The organism is Bradyrhizobium sp. Kon56, assembly GCF_055807635.1.
This window is the reverse complement of the sequence record NZ_JBVVOU010000002.1, coordinates 431,907-449,160: the sequence shown is the minus strand read 5'-3', so window position 1 is coordinate 449,160 and position 17,254 is coordinate 431,907. Positions and strand designations below refer to the sequence as shown.

Annotated in this window: 18 protein-coding genes; 17 read left to right on the top strand and 1 reads right to left on the bottom strand. The window is 64.9% G+C overall.

From position 1 onward, the window contains the following. Positions 1-50: 50 nt before the first annotated feature. The 15 genes from trpS to AC0L3B_RS05180 all read left to right on the top strand — a co-directional run bounded on the left by trpS (position 51) and on the right by AC0L3B_RS05180 (position 13,407). Complete coding sequence (trpS, locus tag AC0L3B_RS05250) at positions 51-1,103, top strand: tryptophan--tRNA ligase (protein ID WP_018455815.1); 1,053 nt, start codon at positions 51-53, stop codon at positions 1,101-1,103. A gap of 108 nt (positions 1,104-1,211) precedes the next feature. After that, complete coding sequence (locus tag AC0L3B_RS05245; protein WP_018455814.1) at positions 1,212-1,706, top strand: universal stress protein; 495 nt, start codon at positions 1,212-1,214, stop codon at positions 1,704-1,706. Between the two features lie 174 nt (positions 1,707-1,880). Further along, entirely contained in the window at positions 1,881-2,450 is a 570-nt protein-coding gene (locus AC0L3B_RS05240) for a NifU family protein (protein ID WP_026233032.1), read from the top strand. 85 nt (positions 2,451-2,535) lie between these two features. Continuing rightward, positions 2,536-3,234 (top strand): tRNA (adenosine(37)-N6)-threonylcarbamoyltransferase complex dimerization subunit type 1 TsaB, encoded by a 699-nt coding sequence (gene tsaB, locus AC0L3B_RS05235; RefSeq protein ID WP_018455812.1) that lies wholly within the window; start codon positions 2,536-2,538, stop codon positions 3,232-3,234. Next, positions 3,231-3,713: a ribosomal protein S18-alanine N-acetyltransferase gene (gene rimI / locus AC0L3B_RS05230; protein ID WP_018455811.1), complete on the top strand. Its 483-nt coding sequence runs from the start codon at positions 3,231-3,233 to the stop codon at positions 3,711-3,713. The genes tsaB and rimI overlap by 4 nt, the downstream gene beginning before the upstream one ends. Positions 3,714-3,751: 38 nt before the next feature. Continuing rightward, entirely contained in the window at positions 3,752-4,207 is a 456-nt protein-coding gene (locus AC0L3B_RS05225) for a Fur family transcriptional regulator (protein WP_473380106.1), read from the top strand. Next, positions 4,208-4,888, top strand: coding sequence for an HAD family hydrolase (locus AC0L3B_RS05220; RefSeq protein ID WP_018455809.1), 681 nt, complete (start codon positions 4,208-4,210; stop codon positions 4,886-4,888). A 192-nt stretch (positions 4,889-5,080) separates the two neighbouring features. Beyond that, positions 5,081-6,469: a tRNA (N6-isopentenyl adenosine(37)-C2)-methylthiotransferase MiaB gene (gene miaB, locus AC0L3B_RS05215; RefSeq protein WP_473380105.1), complete on the top strand. Its 1,389-nt coding sequence runs from the start codon at positions 5,081-5,083 to the stop codon at positions 6,467-6,469. Between the two features lie 4 nt (positions 6,470-6,473). After that, complete coding sequence (locus tag AC0L3B_RS05210; protein ID WP_081747794.1) at positions 6,474-7,532, top strand: PhoH family protein; 1,059 nt, start codon at positions 6,474-6,476, stop codon at positions 7,530-7,532. 61 nt (positions 7,533-7,593) lie between these two features. After that, entirely contained in the window at positions 7,594-8,103 is a 510-nt protein-coding gene (ybeY, locus tag AC0L3B_RS05205) for an rRNA maturation RNase YbeY (protein WP_204513050.1), read from the top strand. 1 nt (position 8,104) lies between these two features. Next, positions 8,105-9,223, top strand: coding sequence for a hemolysin family protein (locus tag AC0L3B_RS05200; protein ID WP_026233030.1), 1,119 nt, complete (start codon positions 8,105-8,107; stop codon positions 9,221-9,223). Continuing rightward, positions 9,220-10,833 carry an apolipoprotein N-acyltransferase gene (gene lnt / locus AC0L3B_RS05195; RefSeq protein WP_247475031.1) on the top strand — a complete coding sequence of 538 codons (1,614 nt, stop codon included), beginning with the start codon at positions 9,220-9,222 and terminating at the stop codon, positions 10,831-10,833. The genes AC0L3B_RS05200 and lnt overlap by 4 nt, the downstream gene beginning before the upstream one ends. A gap of 210 nt (positions 10,834-11,043) precedes the next feature. Then, entirely contained in the window at positions 11,044-11,457 is a 414-nt protein-coding gene (locus tag AC0L3B_RS05190; protein WP_007598327.1) for a helix-turn-helix domain-containing protein, read from the top strand. 85 nt (positions 11,458-11,542) lie between these two features. Next, positions 11,543-12,700 (top strand): M20 family metallopeptidase, encoded by a 1,158-nt coding sequence (locus AC0L3B_RS05185; protein WP_085362004.1) that lies wholly within the window; start codon positions 11,543-11,545, stop codon positions 12,698-12,700. After that, entirely contained in the window at positions 12,697-13,407 is a 711-nt protein-coding gene (locus tag AC0L3B_RS05180) for a tRNA (guanine(46)-N(7))-methyltransferase TrmB (RefSeq protein ID WP_085362005.1), read from the top strand. Before AC0L3B_RS05185 ends, AC0L3B_RS05180 begins: the two co-directional genes overlap by 4 nt. On the opposite strand, the gene AC0L3B_RS05175 is transcribed toward AC0L3B_RS05180, so the two are convergent. Next, positions 13,404-14,486: a DUF2336 domain-containing protein gene (locus tag AC0L3B_RS05175; protein ID WP_085362006.1), complete on the bottom strand. Its 1,083-nt coding sequence runs from the start codon at positions 14,484-14,486 to the stop codon at positions 13,404-13,406. The two genes, AC0L3B_RS05180 and AC0L3B_RS05175, sit on opposite strands and share 4 nt — an antisense overlap. Before the next feature lie 364 nt (positions 14,487-14,850). On the opposite strand from AC0L3B_RS05175, the gene rimP reads away from it, so the two are divergent. Next, on the top strand, positions 14,851-15,630 hold the full coding sequence (rimP, locus tag AC0L3B_RS05170; RefSeq protein ID WP_018455800.1) for a ribosome maturation factor RimP: 780 nt from the start codon (positions 14,851-14,853) through the stop codon (positions 15,628-15,630). A gap of 2 nt (positions 15,631-15,632) precedes the next feature. Next, entirely contained in the window at positions 15,633-17,243 is a 1,611-nt protein-coding gene (gene nusA, locus AC0L3B_RS05165) for a transcription termination factor NusA (protein ID WP_007603900.1), read from the top strand. The last annotated feature ends 11 nt before the right edge of the window (positions 17,244-17,254 follow it).

The window sequence follows — 17,254 nt, the reverse complement described above, 5'->3', positions numbered from 1 at the left end:
GGCAGCGCCGCTGTTGGAAACGACGCCCCGTATCTTGCAGGGAAGCTGCCATGCCATTCGTTGAACGGGTTTTTTCGGGCGTCCAGCCGACGGGCAATCTGCACCTCGGCAATTATCTCGGCGCAATCGTCAACTTCGTGAAGATGCAGGAAACCCACAACTGCATCTATTGCGTCGTCGACATGCACGCGATCACGCAGGGCGTGGACGTCTGGGGCGGACCAGTCGAGCTCGCGCGCAACACCCGCGAGGTGACCGCGGCGTTCATCGCCAGCGGCATCGATCCGAGCAAGCACATCGTGTTCAACCAGAGCCAGGTCTCGGGCCACGCCGAGCTCGCCTGGATCTTCAACTGCGTCGCGCGCATGGGCTGGCTCGGCCGTATGACCCAGTTCAAGGAGAAGGCCGGCAAGGACCGCGAGAACGCCTCCGTCGGTCTGTTCGACTATCCCGTGCTGATGGCGGCTGACATTCTGCTCTACCGCGCCACCCACGTGCCGGTCGGCGAGGACCAGAAGCAGCATCTCGAGCTGTCGCGCGACATCGCGCAGAAGTTCAACAACGACTTCGCTGAGTCGATCCGCAACCTCGGCGCCAATGACGGCCTGTTCTTCCCGCTGCCGGAACCCTTGATCACGGGCCCGGCGACGCGCGTGATGAGCTTGCGCGACGGCACCAAGAAGATGTCGAAGTCGGATGCGTCGGATAATTCGCGCATCAATCTGACCGACGACGCCGACACCATCGCGCAGAAGGTCCGCAAGGCCAAGACCGACCCGGAGCCGCTGCCGACCGAGGAGAAGGGTCTGGAAGCGCGTCCCGAGGCCGACAATCTCGTCGGTATCTTCGCCGCGCTCTCCGGCCGCTCCAAGGCCGACGTGCTCAGGGATTTCGGCGGCGGCCAGTTCTCCAGCTTCAAGAACGCGCTGGTGGATTTGTGCGTCACGAAGCTCGCGCCGATTGCCGGCGAGATGAAGCGCCTCGTCGCCGACCCCGGCCATATCGATGCGATCCTGAACGATGGCGCCGACCGCGCGCGCGCGATTGCCGACGAGACCATGACGCTCTCGAAGGACATCGTGGGCTTCATCCGTCGGCGCTGATAATAAGTTCGCGAAAACGCGGCCGACGCCACGGCGCCGGCTCGCTTCTGCTCTCCCCAAGTACGACGGAGTGTGGCAGCATGTCAGCGTGGACATTCCGGGACATGCATGACCAGCAAGCGACTTTGCTTCGAGCCGGGTCACAAGCCCAAATGCCTCGTCATCGTCGACGACACCGCCGAATGGGATCGCGCGGTCTATTACGCCAGCCGCTGGGCGATTCGGGCCGGTGGCGGCGTGGTGATGCTCCGCATCATCGAGCCCGAACAGCAGAGCCAGGAATGGCTGGGGGTCGCCGACATCATGCGCGCCGAAGCGCATGAGGCGGCCGAAGCCGCGCTCGACCGTGCCGCCGGCCGCGCCAACGGCATCGCCGCGATCACGCCGGAACGGGTGATCCGCGAAGGCGCTGCGATGGAACAGCTGCTGGCGGTGATCGACGAGGACCCCGACATCGCCATGCTGGTGCTCGCCGCGAACCCGGGCGCGGAAGGCCCGGGGCCATTGGTCGCGCTGCTCGCGCACGCGCTGGGCACGTTCCCGGTGCCGGTGACGGTCATTTCCGGCGCGCTCAGCGACCAGAGCGTGGATTCGCTGTCCTAGACTGCTGCTCGTTCGCCTCGCCCCGTTAGCCGGCAGAGGGAAGAAGCGGGTACCCTAACCCGCTGATATAACAGGTGAACGGCCAGCTTACCCCTTGACCGTGCGTTCGCCGTCGCCATCTGCTAGTGGATAGAGCACGCGCCGGCCTTGAACCGGCGACGTCTGGAGAAAACCATGTTCATTCAAACCGAAGCCACCCCCAATCCCGCCACGCTGAAGTTCATTCCCGGCCGCGTCGTGGTCGACGGCGGACCGATGGAATTTGCCAACCGCGAATCGGCCGCACGCTCGCCGCTCGCCGAAAAGCTGTTCGAAGTCCCCGGCGTCACCGGCGTGTTCTACGGCTCGGACTTCATCACCGTGACCAAGGCGAACGGTGAATGGCAACAGCTCAAGCCCGCGATCCTCGGCGCCATCATGGAGCACTACATGTCCGGCGCGCCGCTGCTCGCCGACGGTGCGGCCGCGAGCGATGTCGATCTCGACGAAGAGGACGAGTTCTTTGACGAAGCCGATGCCGAGACGGTCGACATGATCAAGGATCTGATCGAGACCCGCGTGCGGCCAGCGGTCGCCAATGACGGCGGCGACATCACTTTCCGCGGCTTCAAGGATGGTATCGTCTATCTCAACATGAAGGGCTCCTGCGCCGGCTGCCCGTCATCGACCGCGACGCTCCAGCACGGCATCCAGAACCTGCTCAAGCACTTCGTCCCCGACGTGGTCGAAGTCCGGCCGATGTAGGCTGGGGCCGCAAAGGCGTGGACGGCCGGGACAAGCCCGGCCATGATGACGAGCATTCCATGACGGATGGTGCTACCATCGTTCCATGCTGATCCTTGCCATCGATACCGCGCTGGAAGCGTGCGCGGTTGCCGTTCTCGACACCGATGCCGGCCAGCTCCTCGCGCAGGAGCAGCTTCTGATGAAGCGCGGCCACGCCGAAGCGCTGATGCCGATGATCGCGCGCGTGATGCAGTCAGCCAACCTCGCCTTCACAGCGCTCGAGCGCATCGCGGTCACCATGGGCCCCGGAAGTTTCACCGGCCTGCGCGTCGGCATTTCGGCCGCCCGCGGCCTTGCGCTTGCTGCGAAGCGGCCCGCCGTCGGCCTGACCACCTTGTCGGCCTATGCCGCCGCCGTCGTCGGCCAGAGCGGAGCGGCGCCGGTGATCTCGGCGATCGACGCGCGGCACGACCACGTCTATTTCCAGATCGTGGCCGGTGACGGCAGTCAGCTGGTGCGGCCGGGCGTCGCTCCCATCGACGAGGCGATCGCGGCGTCGCAATTCGGCGCGCCGCATCTGGTCGGCAATGCCGCGAAGATCCTCGCCGAGCGCTGGCCGAAAGATATGCCGCAGCCGGTCGCGGTCGACGCGCAGCCCGCGCCCGACATCGGCTGGGTCGCATGGCTTGGCGCCGCCGCCGATCCCGCGACAAATCCGGCGCGGCCGTTCTATCTGCGGGCGCCCGACGCAAAGCCGCCCGCACAACTGCCGCTTGCAGCACAAGCCGCAAGCTCACGATGAAATGGTTGTCGGAATGGTGGCGCGGCGGTACGGCCGTCGTCGAGCCGGCTGTCGCGCGCGACGTCGCACGGCTTGCGCAACTCCACGGCGCCTCCTTCGCGCGCGGTTGGGGCGAAGGCGAGTTCGAGAGCATGCTCAGCGAGCGCAACACGCTGGTGCACCGGTTGCGGCTCGGCCGCAAGACCGTGGGCTTCGCGGTGTCGCGGATCGGCGCAGACGAAGCAGAGATTCTCTCGATCGCGGTCGATCAGGCCCATCGCGGCCGCGGCCTCTCTCGCACGCTGCTGATGACCCATCTCGGCCACCTGGCAGGACGCGGCGTGCGCACAATATTTCTTGAGGTCGAGGAAAATAACCAGCCGGCGCGGCGGCTCTACGACCGAGCCGGATTCATGGTGGTCGGACGCCGCGAACGCTACTATAAGCAGCCGAACGGGGAACAATTGAACGCACTTCTGATGCGACGTGACTTGTCGTAACATTGATGGCAGAAAGCGCCCCGTCAGGCGGACATCACATGACTGGTCTTAAACCTTCCCCCGCTTCCAAGGCGTCCGGCATCGAGGCGCGCTGTGCCGCCACAGGCATGCGCATGACCGAGCAGCGTCGTGTCATCGCCCGCGTGCTCGCGGAGGCGGTCGATCATCCCGATGTGGAGGAACTATATCGCCGCTGTGTCGCGGTCGACGACAAGATCTCGATCTCGACCGTGTATCGGACCGTCAAGCTGTTCGAAGATGCGGGCATCATCGAGCGCCATGATTTCCGCGAAGGCCGCGCGCGCTACGAGCAGATGCGCGACAGCCATCACGACCACCTCATCAACCTGCGCGACGGCAAGGTGATCGAGTTCACCTCCGAGGAGATCGAGAAGCTCCAGGCGGAGATCGCCCGCAAGCTCGGCTACAAGCTGGTCGATCATCGGCTCGAACTCTATTGCGTCCCGCTCGACGACGAGAAACCCACAAGTTAAGTGGCGATCGATCTCGTCATCTTCGATTGCGACGGCGTGCTCGTGGACAGCGAGGTGATCTCCTGTCGCGCGCATGCAGATGTGCTGTCGAGGCACGGCTATCCGATCACATCGGAGCAGGTGCTGGTCCGCTTCCTCGGCGTATCCGAGAAAGATGCACGGCGAATGGTCGAACAGGAGATCGGCCGCAATCTTCCCGATGATCTCGAAAGCCAAGTGAATGCTGCGACGCTGCAATTTTATGCCAGCGATTTGCAGCCGATCACCCATGTGGCCGCAGCGATTGGCGCAATCGATTTGCCCAAATGCGTTGCGTCGAGCGGCACACCGGAGAAGATCCATCATGGCCTGACCTGCGCCGGTCTCTACGATCTGCTTGCGCCGAACATCTTTTCCGCGAGCCAGGTCGCGCGCGGCAAGCCCGCGCCCGATCTTTTTCTGTTCGCCGCCGCGCAGATGAAAGTCGCGCCGGAGCGGTGCCTCGTGATCGAGGACAGCGTCCCCGGGGTGACCGGCGCGCATGCCGCCGGGATGACCGTGCTGGGCTTTCACGGTGGCAGCCATTGCCCGCCGGGCCACGCTGAAAGGCTCCGGGCCGCCGGGGCCGGATTGACGTTCGACGATATGCGGCAATTGCCGGAGCTGGTCCGGCGGGTCGCGGCGGACACCCTGGCGGGCTGATTCAGGGTATTTTCTGAGTGCAGCTGGCGGCTGCCGGGACACGCACACGCCCGGAATCCCGAGGTTTTGGCGGGATTCCGCACTTCCCGCCAGCGCTCGCCCCGGAATGACAGCCCAAAGGGCGCCAATCGCTGGATTTTCGCCTCCCCAGCCTATATCTGAGGGCGGTCCTCCACCTCAATTCCGGATTCCATGACGCCGCCGCGCAAGCTGCACATCAAATCATATGGCTGCCAGATGAACGTCTACGATGCCCAGCGCATGGTGGACACGCTGGCCCCGGAAGGATTCGTGGAGACGGCCAGCGCTGATGACGCCGACCTCGTCATCCTCAACACCTGCCATATCCGCGAGAAGGCCTCGGAAAAGGTCTATTCGGAGCTCGGCCGCCTGCGCGTCGCCAAGGACGCCGCCGCGCGCGACGGGCGTACCATGCAGATCGCGGTCGCAGGCTGCGTGGCACAGGCCGAGGGCGAGGAGATCGTGCGCCGTGCACCCGCGGTCGACGTCGTGGTGGGACCGCAGAGCTATCATCATTTGCCGCAGCTGTTGAAGCGCGCCGGCAATGAAGGCCGCGCCATCGAGACCGAATTCCCGGCTCAGGACAAGTTCGGCTTCCTGGCCCAGCCCAAGCCCGGCGCGATCCGCGCCCGCGGCATTTCCGCTTTCGTCACGGTGCAGGAAGGCTGCGACAAGTTCTGCACCTTCTGCGTCGTGCCTTACACGCGTGGCTCGGAAGTCTCGCGGCCGGTGACAAAGATCGTCGACGACGTGAAGCGGCTCACCGAGAACGGCGTGCGCGAGCTCACGCTGATCGGACAGAACGTCAACGCCTATCACGGCGAGGGACCGGACGGAAAAAGCTGGCCGCTCGGCAGGCTGCTGGAGCACCTCGCGGCGCTCCCGGGCGTCGCGCGGCTGCGTTATTCGACCAGCCATCCGCGCGATGTCGATGACAGTCTGATTGCAGCCCATCGCGATCTCCATGCCTTGATGCCGTTCGTGCACCTGCCGGTGCAGTCGGGCTCGGACCGGATTCTGGCTGCCATGAACCGGAAACATACCGCCGATGATTATCGGCGTGTCGTCGACCGTTTCCGGTCCGCACGCCAAGACATTGCTTTCTCATCAGATTTTATCGTCGGCTTCCCCGGCGAGAGCGAGCAAGATTTTCTCGCGACCCTCGCGCTTGTCACGCAAATCGGCTACGCTGCGGCATATTCGTTCAAATACTCCGCCCGGCCGGGAACGCCGGCCGCGGACATGCAGGAGACGGTGTCCCCCTCCGAGATGGACCAGCGATTGGAGCGGCTCCAGGAACTGATCGACAGCCAGCAATCGGCCTTCAACAAGGCTGCGATTGGCTCAACGGTCGATGTGCTGTTCGAGCGCCCGGCCCGCAAGGACGGCCAGATCGTCGGCCGCACCGCCTTCCTCCAGCCCGCGCATGTGATGGCCTCCCCCGACATCATCGGACAGATCCTGCCGGTCCGGATCGACAGTCTCGAACGCTACAGCTTCCTCGGCGAGCTCGCCATGGCGCGCGTGCCCGCTTTATCGCCCATCGCCACTGGAGCCTGAACCCTTGCCAAAAAGCGCATCGGATTCGTCTTCTTCCATCGCTCCCAGCCGCAAATTTGACCGCGACATGCAGGTTCCGCCCGAGACCCAGGTCGTCATCGACTTCGACGACAACCGCGCCGCGTCCGCGCTAGTTGGCCCTTATGGCCAGCATCTGGCACAGATCGAACGGCGGCTTGGCGTCGTCGTCGATTCCAAGGGCAACCACATCACGATTGGCGGCTCGCGCGACGGCTGCGATGCCGCGCGCCGGGTGCTGGAGACGCTCTACGCCCAGGCCGTGAAGGGACAGGATCTCGACCAGGGCGAGGTCGAGGGCGCGATCCGAGCCGTGATCGCGCAGGGCTCGCTGTTCGAGTTCGACGCCAAGTCGGCCAAATCCACCTTCGACAGCATCAATCTGCGCAAGCGCCCGGTGCGTGCGCGCACGGCGGCGCAGGATTCCTATATCCGCGCGCTGAAGCGCCACGAGCTGGTGTTCGGCATCGGCCCCGCCGGCACCGGCAAGACCTGGCTCGCGGTCGCGCATGCCGCGCAGCTATTCGAGCGCAAGGAAGTCGACAAGATCATCCTGTCGCGCCCGGCGGTGGAAGCCGGCGAGCGGCTCGGCTTTTTGCCCGGCGATCTCCGCGAGAAGGTCGATCCTTATCTCCGCCCGATCTACGACGCGCTCTATGACCTGATGGACGCGCGCATTGTCGAGCGCGCGCTGCAGACCGGCGAGATCGAGATCGCGCCACTCGCCTTCATGCGCGGTCGCACGCTGACCAACGCGGCCATCATCCTGGACGAGGCGCAAAACACCACGTCCATGCAGATGAAGATGTTCTTGACCCGCCTTGGCGAGAACAGCCGCATGATCGTCACCGGCGATCCCTCGCAGATCGACTTGCCGAACGGCCAGACCTCGGGCCTCGCCGAGGCGACGCGCCTGCTGAGCGGCGTCGAAGGCATTGCGCAAGTTCATTTCAAGGCCGAAGACGTGATCCGCCACGAGCTCGTGGCGCGGATCGTCTCCGCCTACGAAGGGTCGCCGCAGCGGCCGGCCGCCGGTAAATCCTGACGAGACAGCAACCGGACCATATGGGCGCGGACACGGCGCCCCTTCGTTCGGAACAAGGACAATGTCACACCCCAACCTTCCCATCACCGAGGTCCTCGTCGTCGCCGATTGCTGGCAGCGGGAGCCCGAATCCGAAGCCGTGATCCAGCGCGCCGTGGCGGCCGCCGCCGAGAATGTCGACGAAGACGTTGCGGAGGCGGAAGTGGCGGTGATGCTGACCGATGATGCCGGCATCCGCACCCTGAACAGCAACTGGCGCGGCATCGACAAGCCGACCAACGTGCTGTCGTTTCCCGCGCTGCAGCCGGAAGGCGACTGGAAGCCTGGCGATGCGCCGCGCATGCTGGGCGACATCGCGATCGCCTACGAGACCACGCGGCGTGAGGCGGACGAGGAACAAAAGCCGTTCGATCATCATTTGAGCCATCTCGCCGTGCACGGTTTCCTGCATCTGGTCGGCTACGACCACGAAAACGAAGACGACGCCGAGGAAATGGAAGCGCTCGAACGAGAGATCCTGGCTCATCTCGGCATTCCCGACCCCTATGCCGACCGCCCAGGGACGCATTGAGATGCCGGATTCGGACCCGACTCACGACAATCCGCGCAACACGGCCAATTTACCGGTCGTGGTGACCTCCGGCGAGGTGATGCGCCCGACCGCGGAGGGCTGGCTGCTGCGTGCCATTCGCAGCCTGTTCGGCTGGAAGGCGGGTTCGGTGCGCGACGACCTCCAGGTCGTGCTCGACGCGACGACGCCCGACGACACCGGCTTCTCGACGGTCGAGCGCACCATGCTGCGCAACATCCTCGGCCTGCACGAGCGTCGCATCGCCGACGTCATGGTGCATCGCGCCGACATCGTCGCGGTCAAGCGCGACATCCCGCTCGGCGAGTTGATGGACCGTTTCGAGAGCGCCGGCCATTCGCGCCTCGTGGTCTACAACGAGACGCTCGACGATCCCGTCGGCATCGTCCATATCCGCGATCTGCTCGCCTTCATGACCGCGCGTGCGCGCGTGTCGGGGGTCACGAAAACCAAGCGCAAGAAACCTCTGCCGGCCGGGCTCGATCTGCGTACGGTCGATCTCGCGCTGCCGCTCGAGGAAGCGCGCATCATCCGCAAGCTGCTCTACGTGCCGCCGTCGATGCGGGCGATCGACCTGCTCGCGCAGATGCAGGCCACCCGCATCCATCTGGCGCTGGTGGTCGACGAATATGGCGGCAGTGATGGCCTGGTCTCGCTCGAGGACATCGTCGAGCAGATCGTCGGCGAGATCGACGACGAGCATGACAGCGACGAGCCACCCTCGATCGTGCGGTTGCCCGACAACGCCTTCATCGCCGACGCCCGCGCCAGCCTCGACGACGTCCGCACCGTGATCGGCGAGGACTTCGTCACCGGCGAGGCCGGCGAGGAAGTGGAGACGCTGGGCGGCTATCTCGTCAGCTTCGTCGGGCGCCTGCCGGTGCGCGGCGAGGTGATCTCGGGTCCCGGCCATTACGAGATCGAGGTGCTCGATGCCGATCCGCGCCGGGTCAAGCGACTGCGGATCTCGACGCGAAAGGAGCGCCCCGCGCCGCGCACCCAGCGCGAGAGCCGGCGCCGCGAGGCTGCGCCGGATGGCAGCCAGCCGACGGCCAGCGACACGCCCACCCCGCCGCCAAGCGACGGGACCGGTCCGCAGTGAGCCCTTTCCAGCGATTTCGCCAGATCGCGCTTGCCATCATCCTGACCTGGGGATGGAAGCGCGCGCTCGTCGCGATGGCTGCCGGCGCGCTCTCGGTGCTGGCGCTGGCGCCGTTCAACGCCTTCCCGGTACTGTTCATCACCTTCCCGGTGTTGGTCTGGCTGATCGACGGCGCCGGCGCCGGACGATATCGCGGCGTCCCCGCCGCGGCGCTTACCGGCTACTGGTTCGGCCTCGGCTATTTCGTGCCCGGCCTCTACTGGATCGGCTACGCCTTCTTCGTCGACGCCGATGTATTCGCCTGGCTGACGCCGTTCGCCGTGCTGGGCCTGCCGGCCTATCTGTCGATCTTCACGGCAATGGGCTTTGCGCTCGCCCGCCTGCTCTGGACCAAGAACGCGACGCGCGTGCTTGCGCTCGCGGCAAGCCTCACCATCACGGAATGGCTGCGGGGTCATGCGCTGACCGGCTTTCCCTGGAACGCGTTCGGCTATGCGCTGTCCGAGCCGCTGCCGCTGGCACAAACGGCGTCGCTGATCGGCCTGTGGGGCATGACGTTCCTGACGGTTGCGATCTTCGCAAGCCCCGCGGCGCTGATCGACCGCACGCCCGATCGCCGCCTGGCGTGGCGCGCGCCGGCCGCAGCCGTGGCAGTCCTGCTGGTCATGAGTATCTTCGGCGCGATCCGCCTGTCGCTGCATCCGACCACGATGGTCGCCGGCACCAAATTGCGCCTGATGCAGCCGGATCTCCAGCAGGACGCGAAATTCAACTACGCCGCCAAGGCGGAGGTGATGAAGAAATATCTGGCCTTGTCGGACCGCGCCTCCGGACCGCAATCGACCGGCGTGCGCGATGCCACCATCCTGATCTGGCCGGAATCCGCCTTTCCGTTCTTCCTGACTCGCGAAGCCGATGCGATGGCGCAAATCGCGGAGCTTCTCCCCAAGGGCACGGTGCTGATCACGGGCTCGGTCCGCGCGCCCGACCTGCCACGGGGCACGCCGATCACACGCGCCTACAATTCGATCTACGTGATCGACCACGATGGCAGCGTGCTCTCTATGTACGACAAGCTGCATTTGGTGCCGTTCGGCGAGTTTCTTCCCTACCAGGGTCTGATGGAGAAGCTCGGTTTCGAGCAACTCACGCGTGTGCGCGGCGGCTTCATTGCCGGCACCGTGCGGCATGCGCTGCCGGTCCCCGGCGCGCCGTCCGCGCTGCCGCTGATCTGCTACGAAGCAATCTTTCCCGGCGAGGTGGCTGGACGCAATGAACGTCCGGGCTGGATCGTGAATCTCACCAATGACGGCTGGTTCGGAATCTCGACCGGCCCCTACCAACACCTCGAACAGGCGCGGATGCGCGCGATCGAGCTCGGATTGCCGCTGGTTCGCTCCGCCAATACCGGCGTTTCCGCAGTGATCGATCCGGTGGGACGCATCGTCGCCAGCCTCGGTCTCGGGATCGAAGGCATTTTGGATGCAAATCTGCCCGCCGCGATCCCGCCGACTATCTATGCGCGCGTGGGCGATGTACCCGCGGCCATGTTTGTCGCGCTCGCCGTGTTTCTGGCGGTCCGCAGACGTGTTGCCAAACGGCATCCCTGATCACGCAGCCGCGGCCGATAGCTTTTGACAACCGTAGTCCCACGGTTGACAGACTGCACGCGGCCTCCTCATTCTGCACCGGCTGCAAAAGACAGTGGGTATTGCTAAATTTCTCCGCAATGTTTCCCAATAACAGGGTCTGATTTTGACGTTGCTTACACCTCAGGCATTCCTGATTGCGCCGAAGGTGATGTTTGGAGGGCTGAGGAAATGTCGAAAGCGCCCAACCCTGTTGACAAATATGTCGGCAGTCGCGTGCGGATGCGCCGCATCATGTTGGGCATGAGCCAGGAAAAGCTCGGTGAAGCTTTGGGCCTGACTTTCCAACAAGTTCAGAAATACGAGAAGGGCACAAACCGGGTCGGCGCGAGCCGCATCCAGCAAATTGCCGAAATTCTCCAGGTGCCGGTGTCCTTCCTGTTCGAGGGCGGTCCGAGCGGCGTGGCGGGGCCGGACGGCTTCGCAGAAGGCGCATCGCCGTCTTACGTCTCGGATTTCCTCGCGACTTCCGAAGGACTCGCTTTGACCAAGGCGTTCACCCGAATCACCGATTCGAAGATGCGCCGCTCGATCGTCGATCTCGTCGAGCAGATTGCGGCCCGCGAAGGCCCCGACAAGCGCTGACGCGCCATCTCAATCCGATTTGAGACTGCGTCAAATCTGGCCTATGTCGTCATTTGTGGCCGCGCTTTGATGCGCGTCCTCCTTGATGATGCGATTCAAAGGCACAGATGCGCCCATGGCCAGCTCCAATTGGTTCGATTCTCAAACTATTCTCGATGGCATCCGCCGCTGGGTGGAGGTCGAGACGCCAACGGACACGCCTGAACAGGTCAACAAGCTCGTCTCGATGGTCGCGGAGCAATACCGCGATCTCCCTGTTACGCTCGAGCGCATCGCCGGTGTCGATGGTTGCGGCGATCATCTCGTGGCGCGCTCGACCTGGGGCCAGGACCGGCCGGGTATCCTGGTGCTGAGCCACCTCGATACCGTTCACCCCATGGGATTCATCGAGCGCCTGCCGTTCAAGGTCGAAGGCGACAGCGCGTTCGGTCCCGGCATCTACGACATGAAGGGCGGCGCCTACATCGCCCACCACGCCTTTCGCGCGCTTTGCGCCACGGCCGATCGCCCGCCGCTCGGCATCATCCATCTGTTCACTTCGGACGAGGAGATCGGCAGCCCCACCTCTCGCGCACTCATCGAGACCGAAGGGCGCAAGGCGAAATACGTGCTGGTGACGGAGCCGGCGCGCGAGGGCGGCAAGATCGTCACCGGTCGCAAGGGCGTCGGGCGATTCGAAGTGTTCATCAAGGGCGTGCCCGCGCATGCCGGCACGCGGCCCCAGGATGGCCGCAGCGCGATCCGCGAGCTTGCCAACGTCATCCTGGCGCTGGAGGCGATGAACGATCTGGCGCGCGGCGTCACCGTCAATGTCGGCGTGGTGCGCGGCGGCACGCGGCCCAACGTGACCCCGGAAGAAGCCTATGCTGAAATCGATCTGCGCGTGCCGAGCTTCAAGGACGCGGATGAATTCGTCGGCAAGATCCTCGCTTTGACATCGAAGACAGATGGCGTCACCGTCAAGGTCACGGGCGGGCTCAATCGTCCGCCTTACGAGAAGAGCAATGCAGGCGCTTCGCTGTACGAACATGCAAAGACGGTTGCCACGGAGATCGGCTTCGATCTGGTGGACGTTCACACCGGCGGCGGCTCGGACGGCAATTTCACCGCCGCCCACACCGCGACGCTCGACGGGCTCGGCGTCGACGGCAAGGGCGCGCACACCCATTATGAGCAGCTCTATGTCTCGTCGCTCGCACCGCGCGCGCGGCTGCTCCACCGCCTCTACCAGACGCTACGATGAGTGAGCGCAAATCAGATCCGGATCGCGAGGACAGCGAGCGCGCCTTCTTCGGACGCCGCAAGGGCCACAAGCTCAGGCAGCACCAAGCCGAGCTGATCGATCATCTGCTGCCGCGTCTTGCGCTCGCCATCGACCGCGCAGCACCGGCGGATGCCCGCGAGATCTTCGCCCCCGCAGCCGACGATTTGCGGCTCGAGATCGGCTTCGGCGGCGGCGAGCATCTTGCGGCGGAAGCGCAGACCTTCGCCACAACCGGCTTCATTGGCTGCGAGCCTTACGTCAACGGCATGGCGAAGATCCTCGCGCAGATCGAGGCCGCCGAGATCGGCAACATCCGCCTGTTCGCAGGCGATGCCGCCGAGCTCCTGGCCTGGCTGCCGGAAGCTTCGCTGTCGCGGATTGACCTGATCCATCCCGATCCCTGGCCGAAACGGCGGCACTGGAAGCGGCGCTTCGTCCAGGACCGGACCATCGCCGCGATGGCGCGCGTGTTGAAAGCCGGCGGCGAATTTCGTTTCGTCTGCGACATCGACGATTACTGCGCCTGGACGCTGTCGCATCTGTCGCGCTCGCAGGACTTTGTCTGGCTCGCGGAGCGCGCCGATGATTTTCGCCTGCCGTGGGCCGGATACACGATGACGCGCTACGGCCGAAAGGCCACGCGCGAGGGGCGCAAGGCGGCGTATCTGCGGTTCAGGCGGGTCTAGATCGTCTGCCGGTTGCGCCAGAAATTCACGACGCGCTCGGCGGTCGTCGGCATCAAGCGCGTGAAATTCGCGCGCGCCTGCTCAAGATCGGCATCGGCTGGCGTGCGATTCGGGCCGTACCACATCAGGATCAGCGCCCGCACCGTCGGCCAGCTGACATTCAGCACACGCCCCAGAACCAGGATTGGATCGTAGCGGTCGCCCGTGATCAGGCGGTCGAGGACCGAGAGGCGGACTCCGGACATCGCCGAGAGCGAAGCGATCGCCTCCTCGTATTTGTAAGCCTTCGCGAAGCCAAACAGCGCGCTCTCGCCAAGATGGCCCCCGCGATGCAAGGCCAGCACCGTACGTTGCGCTCCCGAGAAATCGCGACGCGGGCCCGGCGGCAGCGTGGCTTCCTCGATGGCCGCCATGGCGCGCGTGATCTCGACCTGGCGCACGGGATTGACCACGCTCGAGAGGCGACGGCGGATGACGTCGAGCGTACCGTCGAGAAGCTGTTTCAGGTTCTCACCCGAAAGATCGCTGCGCTGGCCGATCCTGAGCGTCAGCACGCCATCCTGCGCGGCACGCTTGATCAGCTCCGAATAGCTGCCAGGCGAGAACACCGCGCCGGCATTGCCCGCGGCGCGGCGCACCACGTCGCGATCGCCGCGCTCGACCAGCACGTCGGTGATGACAGCCGACAGCGTGGGGCGTTCGCTCATCGCCAGCAGATGTCCCTGGCCCTTCAGTCGCGCGATTTCGACGAGAGCGGCGTCGTCGAGCACGGGCGAATGGCGCAGCACGGGGCCCGCCACCGCGATTTCGTTTTCGCGCGCGAGCTCGCTCACGAGACGCCGCGGCGCGTTGTTCAGGCGCGAGAAGCGTTCGGCGAGATCGACGCGCGAGGCGAGCTCGGCATGCGGGACGAGATCGATCAGCAGATTGTCGAAGAGATCGATGACATCGGGACGGAGGTTCTCGGCGTCCTGAAAGAACAATTGGGAAATGGCATGCGCGATCTCGCCGCGACGCCGCGGGTCGCCGCGTTTGACGATATCGTCCAGTCCGGGAATGAGCGACGTGGCAACGGTCATGAAAACGCAAACTCGTAGGGGGCACGCCGCGGGTACGCCCTGGTCCAAGCCGCCCCACAATCAGGGAATCTAGGCCTTGGAGGTGAAGGAAGCGTTGCGCCAGCGGGCCGCACAGCGAGCGCAAAAAGCCTCGCGCGCCGTGCAATGGGCCTTGTCCGAGAGGGCGGAAAGGGCTATATCACCGGCAATTCATCTTCTCATACGATCCGCGTAGTGAGAGTGGGCCCGAAAGGACCCGCTCTTTTTTATTACCTGAACGCGGCCTGGTGGAAGATGTGCGGCCCGCCGATCTGTCGGGAGAGTTCCGAAGCGGGCTTGAAAGCTTAACCAAGCCTTAACCATACCGAGCGCCTTGACCTCTGACATGACCGAACCGAACCCTGGTTCCACGGATGCCGAATTGCTGGCCGAGCCGAGGCTCGTGGTCGAGCCGGGCGTCGCGGCGCGGGTGTCCGCGGTCGCGGGGCCGGTGCTCGAAGGCATGGGCTACCGCCTGGTGCGGATCCGCATTTCCGGGGAATCCGGCTGCACCGTGCAGGTTATGGCAGAGCGGCCGGACGGCTCCATGCAGATCGAGGATTGCGAGGCGATCTCGCGGGCACTGTCGCCCGTGCTCGACGTCGCCGATCCCGTCGATCGCGCCTATCGGCTGGAAATCTCCTCACCGGGGATCGACCGCCCGCTGGTGCGCCGCTCCGATTTCGAGCGTTATGCCGGCCATCTGGTGAAGGTCGAAATGGCTGTCGCCCATGAGGGGCGGAAGCGGTTCCGCGGCACGATCGGCCCCGTCGAAGGCGACCGCGTGCATCTGCATCGCGACGACATCAAGGCGGGCGAGGCTGCCGACGTTCTCCTGACGATGGAAGACATCGCCGAGGCACGGCTGGTGCTGACGGACGAGTTGATCGCGGAATCCATGCGCCGCGGCAAGGCCCAGGCCCGCGAAATGCGCCGCAATCTCGGCCTCGAGCCGCCGGCGGCGCCGCACGCCAGCATCAGCGAAAAAACGACCAAGAACACCAAGCCGACTAAGAAACCGACGCCGGCCGCGACGAAGAAGCCGGCTCCGACCAATACCAAGAAACATCGCCTGGCCGCCGAACGCGCGCGACGGGGCGAAATCGATCCTGACGAAGGAGACTAGCCATGGCAGTCAGCGCCAATCGACTTGAATTGCTTCAGATCGCCGACGCCGTTGCGCGCGAGAAATCGATCGACCGCGGCATCGTCATCGCGGCGATGGAGGATGCCATCGCCAAGGCGGCGCGGGCTCGCTACGGCAGCGAGACCGACGTTCACGCCGAGATCGACCCGAAGAAGGGCGAGCTGCGGCTGTCGCGCCACATGCTGGTGGTCGAGACGGTCGAAAACCATTCCAACCAGATTTCGCTGGTGGATGCGCAGCGCGCCAATCCCGGTGCCCAGGTCGGCGACACCATCGCCGACACCCTGCCGCCGCTGGAATATGGCCGCATCGCCGCGCAATCCGCCAAGCAGGTGATCGTGCAAAAGGTGCGCGAAGCCGAGCGCGACCGGCAATATATGGAATTCAAGGACCGCATCGGCGACATCGTCAACGGCGTCGTCAAGCGCGTCGAATATGGCAGTGTGATCGTCGATCTCGGCCGCGGCGAGGCCATCATCCGCCGCGACGAGATGCTGCCGCGCGAAGTGTTCCGCAACGGCGACCGCGTCCGCGCCTACATCTTCGATGTCCGCCGCGAGACCCGCGGGCCGCAGATCTTCCTCTCCCGCACCCATCCGCAGTTCATGGCAAAGCTGTTCGCGCAGGAAGTGCCCGAGATCTATGACGGCATCGTCGAGATCAAGGCGGTCGCCCGCGATCCCGGCTCGCGCGCAAAAATCGGCGTGATTTCTCGTGATTCCTCGGTCGATCCGGTCGGCGCCTGCGTCGGTATGCGCGGTTCGCGCGTGCAGGCGGTGGTGAACGAATTGCAGGGCGAGAAGATCGACATCATCCCCTGGTCGCCCGACATCGCGACCTTCGTGGTCAACGCGCTGGCGCCGGCCGAAGTCTCCAAGGTCGTCATCGACGAAGACCGCGAGCGCATCGAGGTCGTCGTGCCCGACACCAACAACCAGCTCTCGCTGGCGATCGGCCGCCGCGGCCAGAATGTGCGTCTGGCCTCGCAGCTCACCGGCTGGGACATCGACATCCTGACCGAGCAGGAGGAATCGGAGCGCCGCCAGGCCGACTTCGAGAACTCCACCCGCGTCTTCATGGAATCGCTCAATGTCGACGAAGTGGTCGGCCAGTTGCTGGCGTCCGAAGGCTTCACGTCGGTCGAGGAACTCGCGATGGTGGACGTCAAGGAACTCGCCGGCATCGAAGGTTTCGACGAGGAGACCGCGCAGGAACTCCAGAACCGCGCCCGGGAATATCTCGAACAGCTGGAAGCCGAGCTCGAGGCCAGGCGCAAGGAACTCGGCGTCGAGGACGCCGTGAAGGACGTGCCCGGCGTCACCTCGAAGATGCTGGTGAAGTTCGGCGAGAACGACATCAAGACGGTCGACGACCTCGCCGGTTGCGCCACGGACGATCTGGTCGGCTGGACCGAGCGCAAGGAAGGCGGCGAGCAGACCAAATATCCGGGCGCGCTCGATGGCCTGGAGATCTCCCGTGACGATGCTGAAGCGATGATCATGCAGGCCCGCGTCAAGGCCGGATGGATCACCGAGGCCGATCTCGCCAAGCCTGCTGAAGAGGCCGAGGCGACCGAAGATCAGCCGGCTTAGGGCGAAGGAGG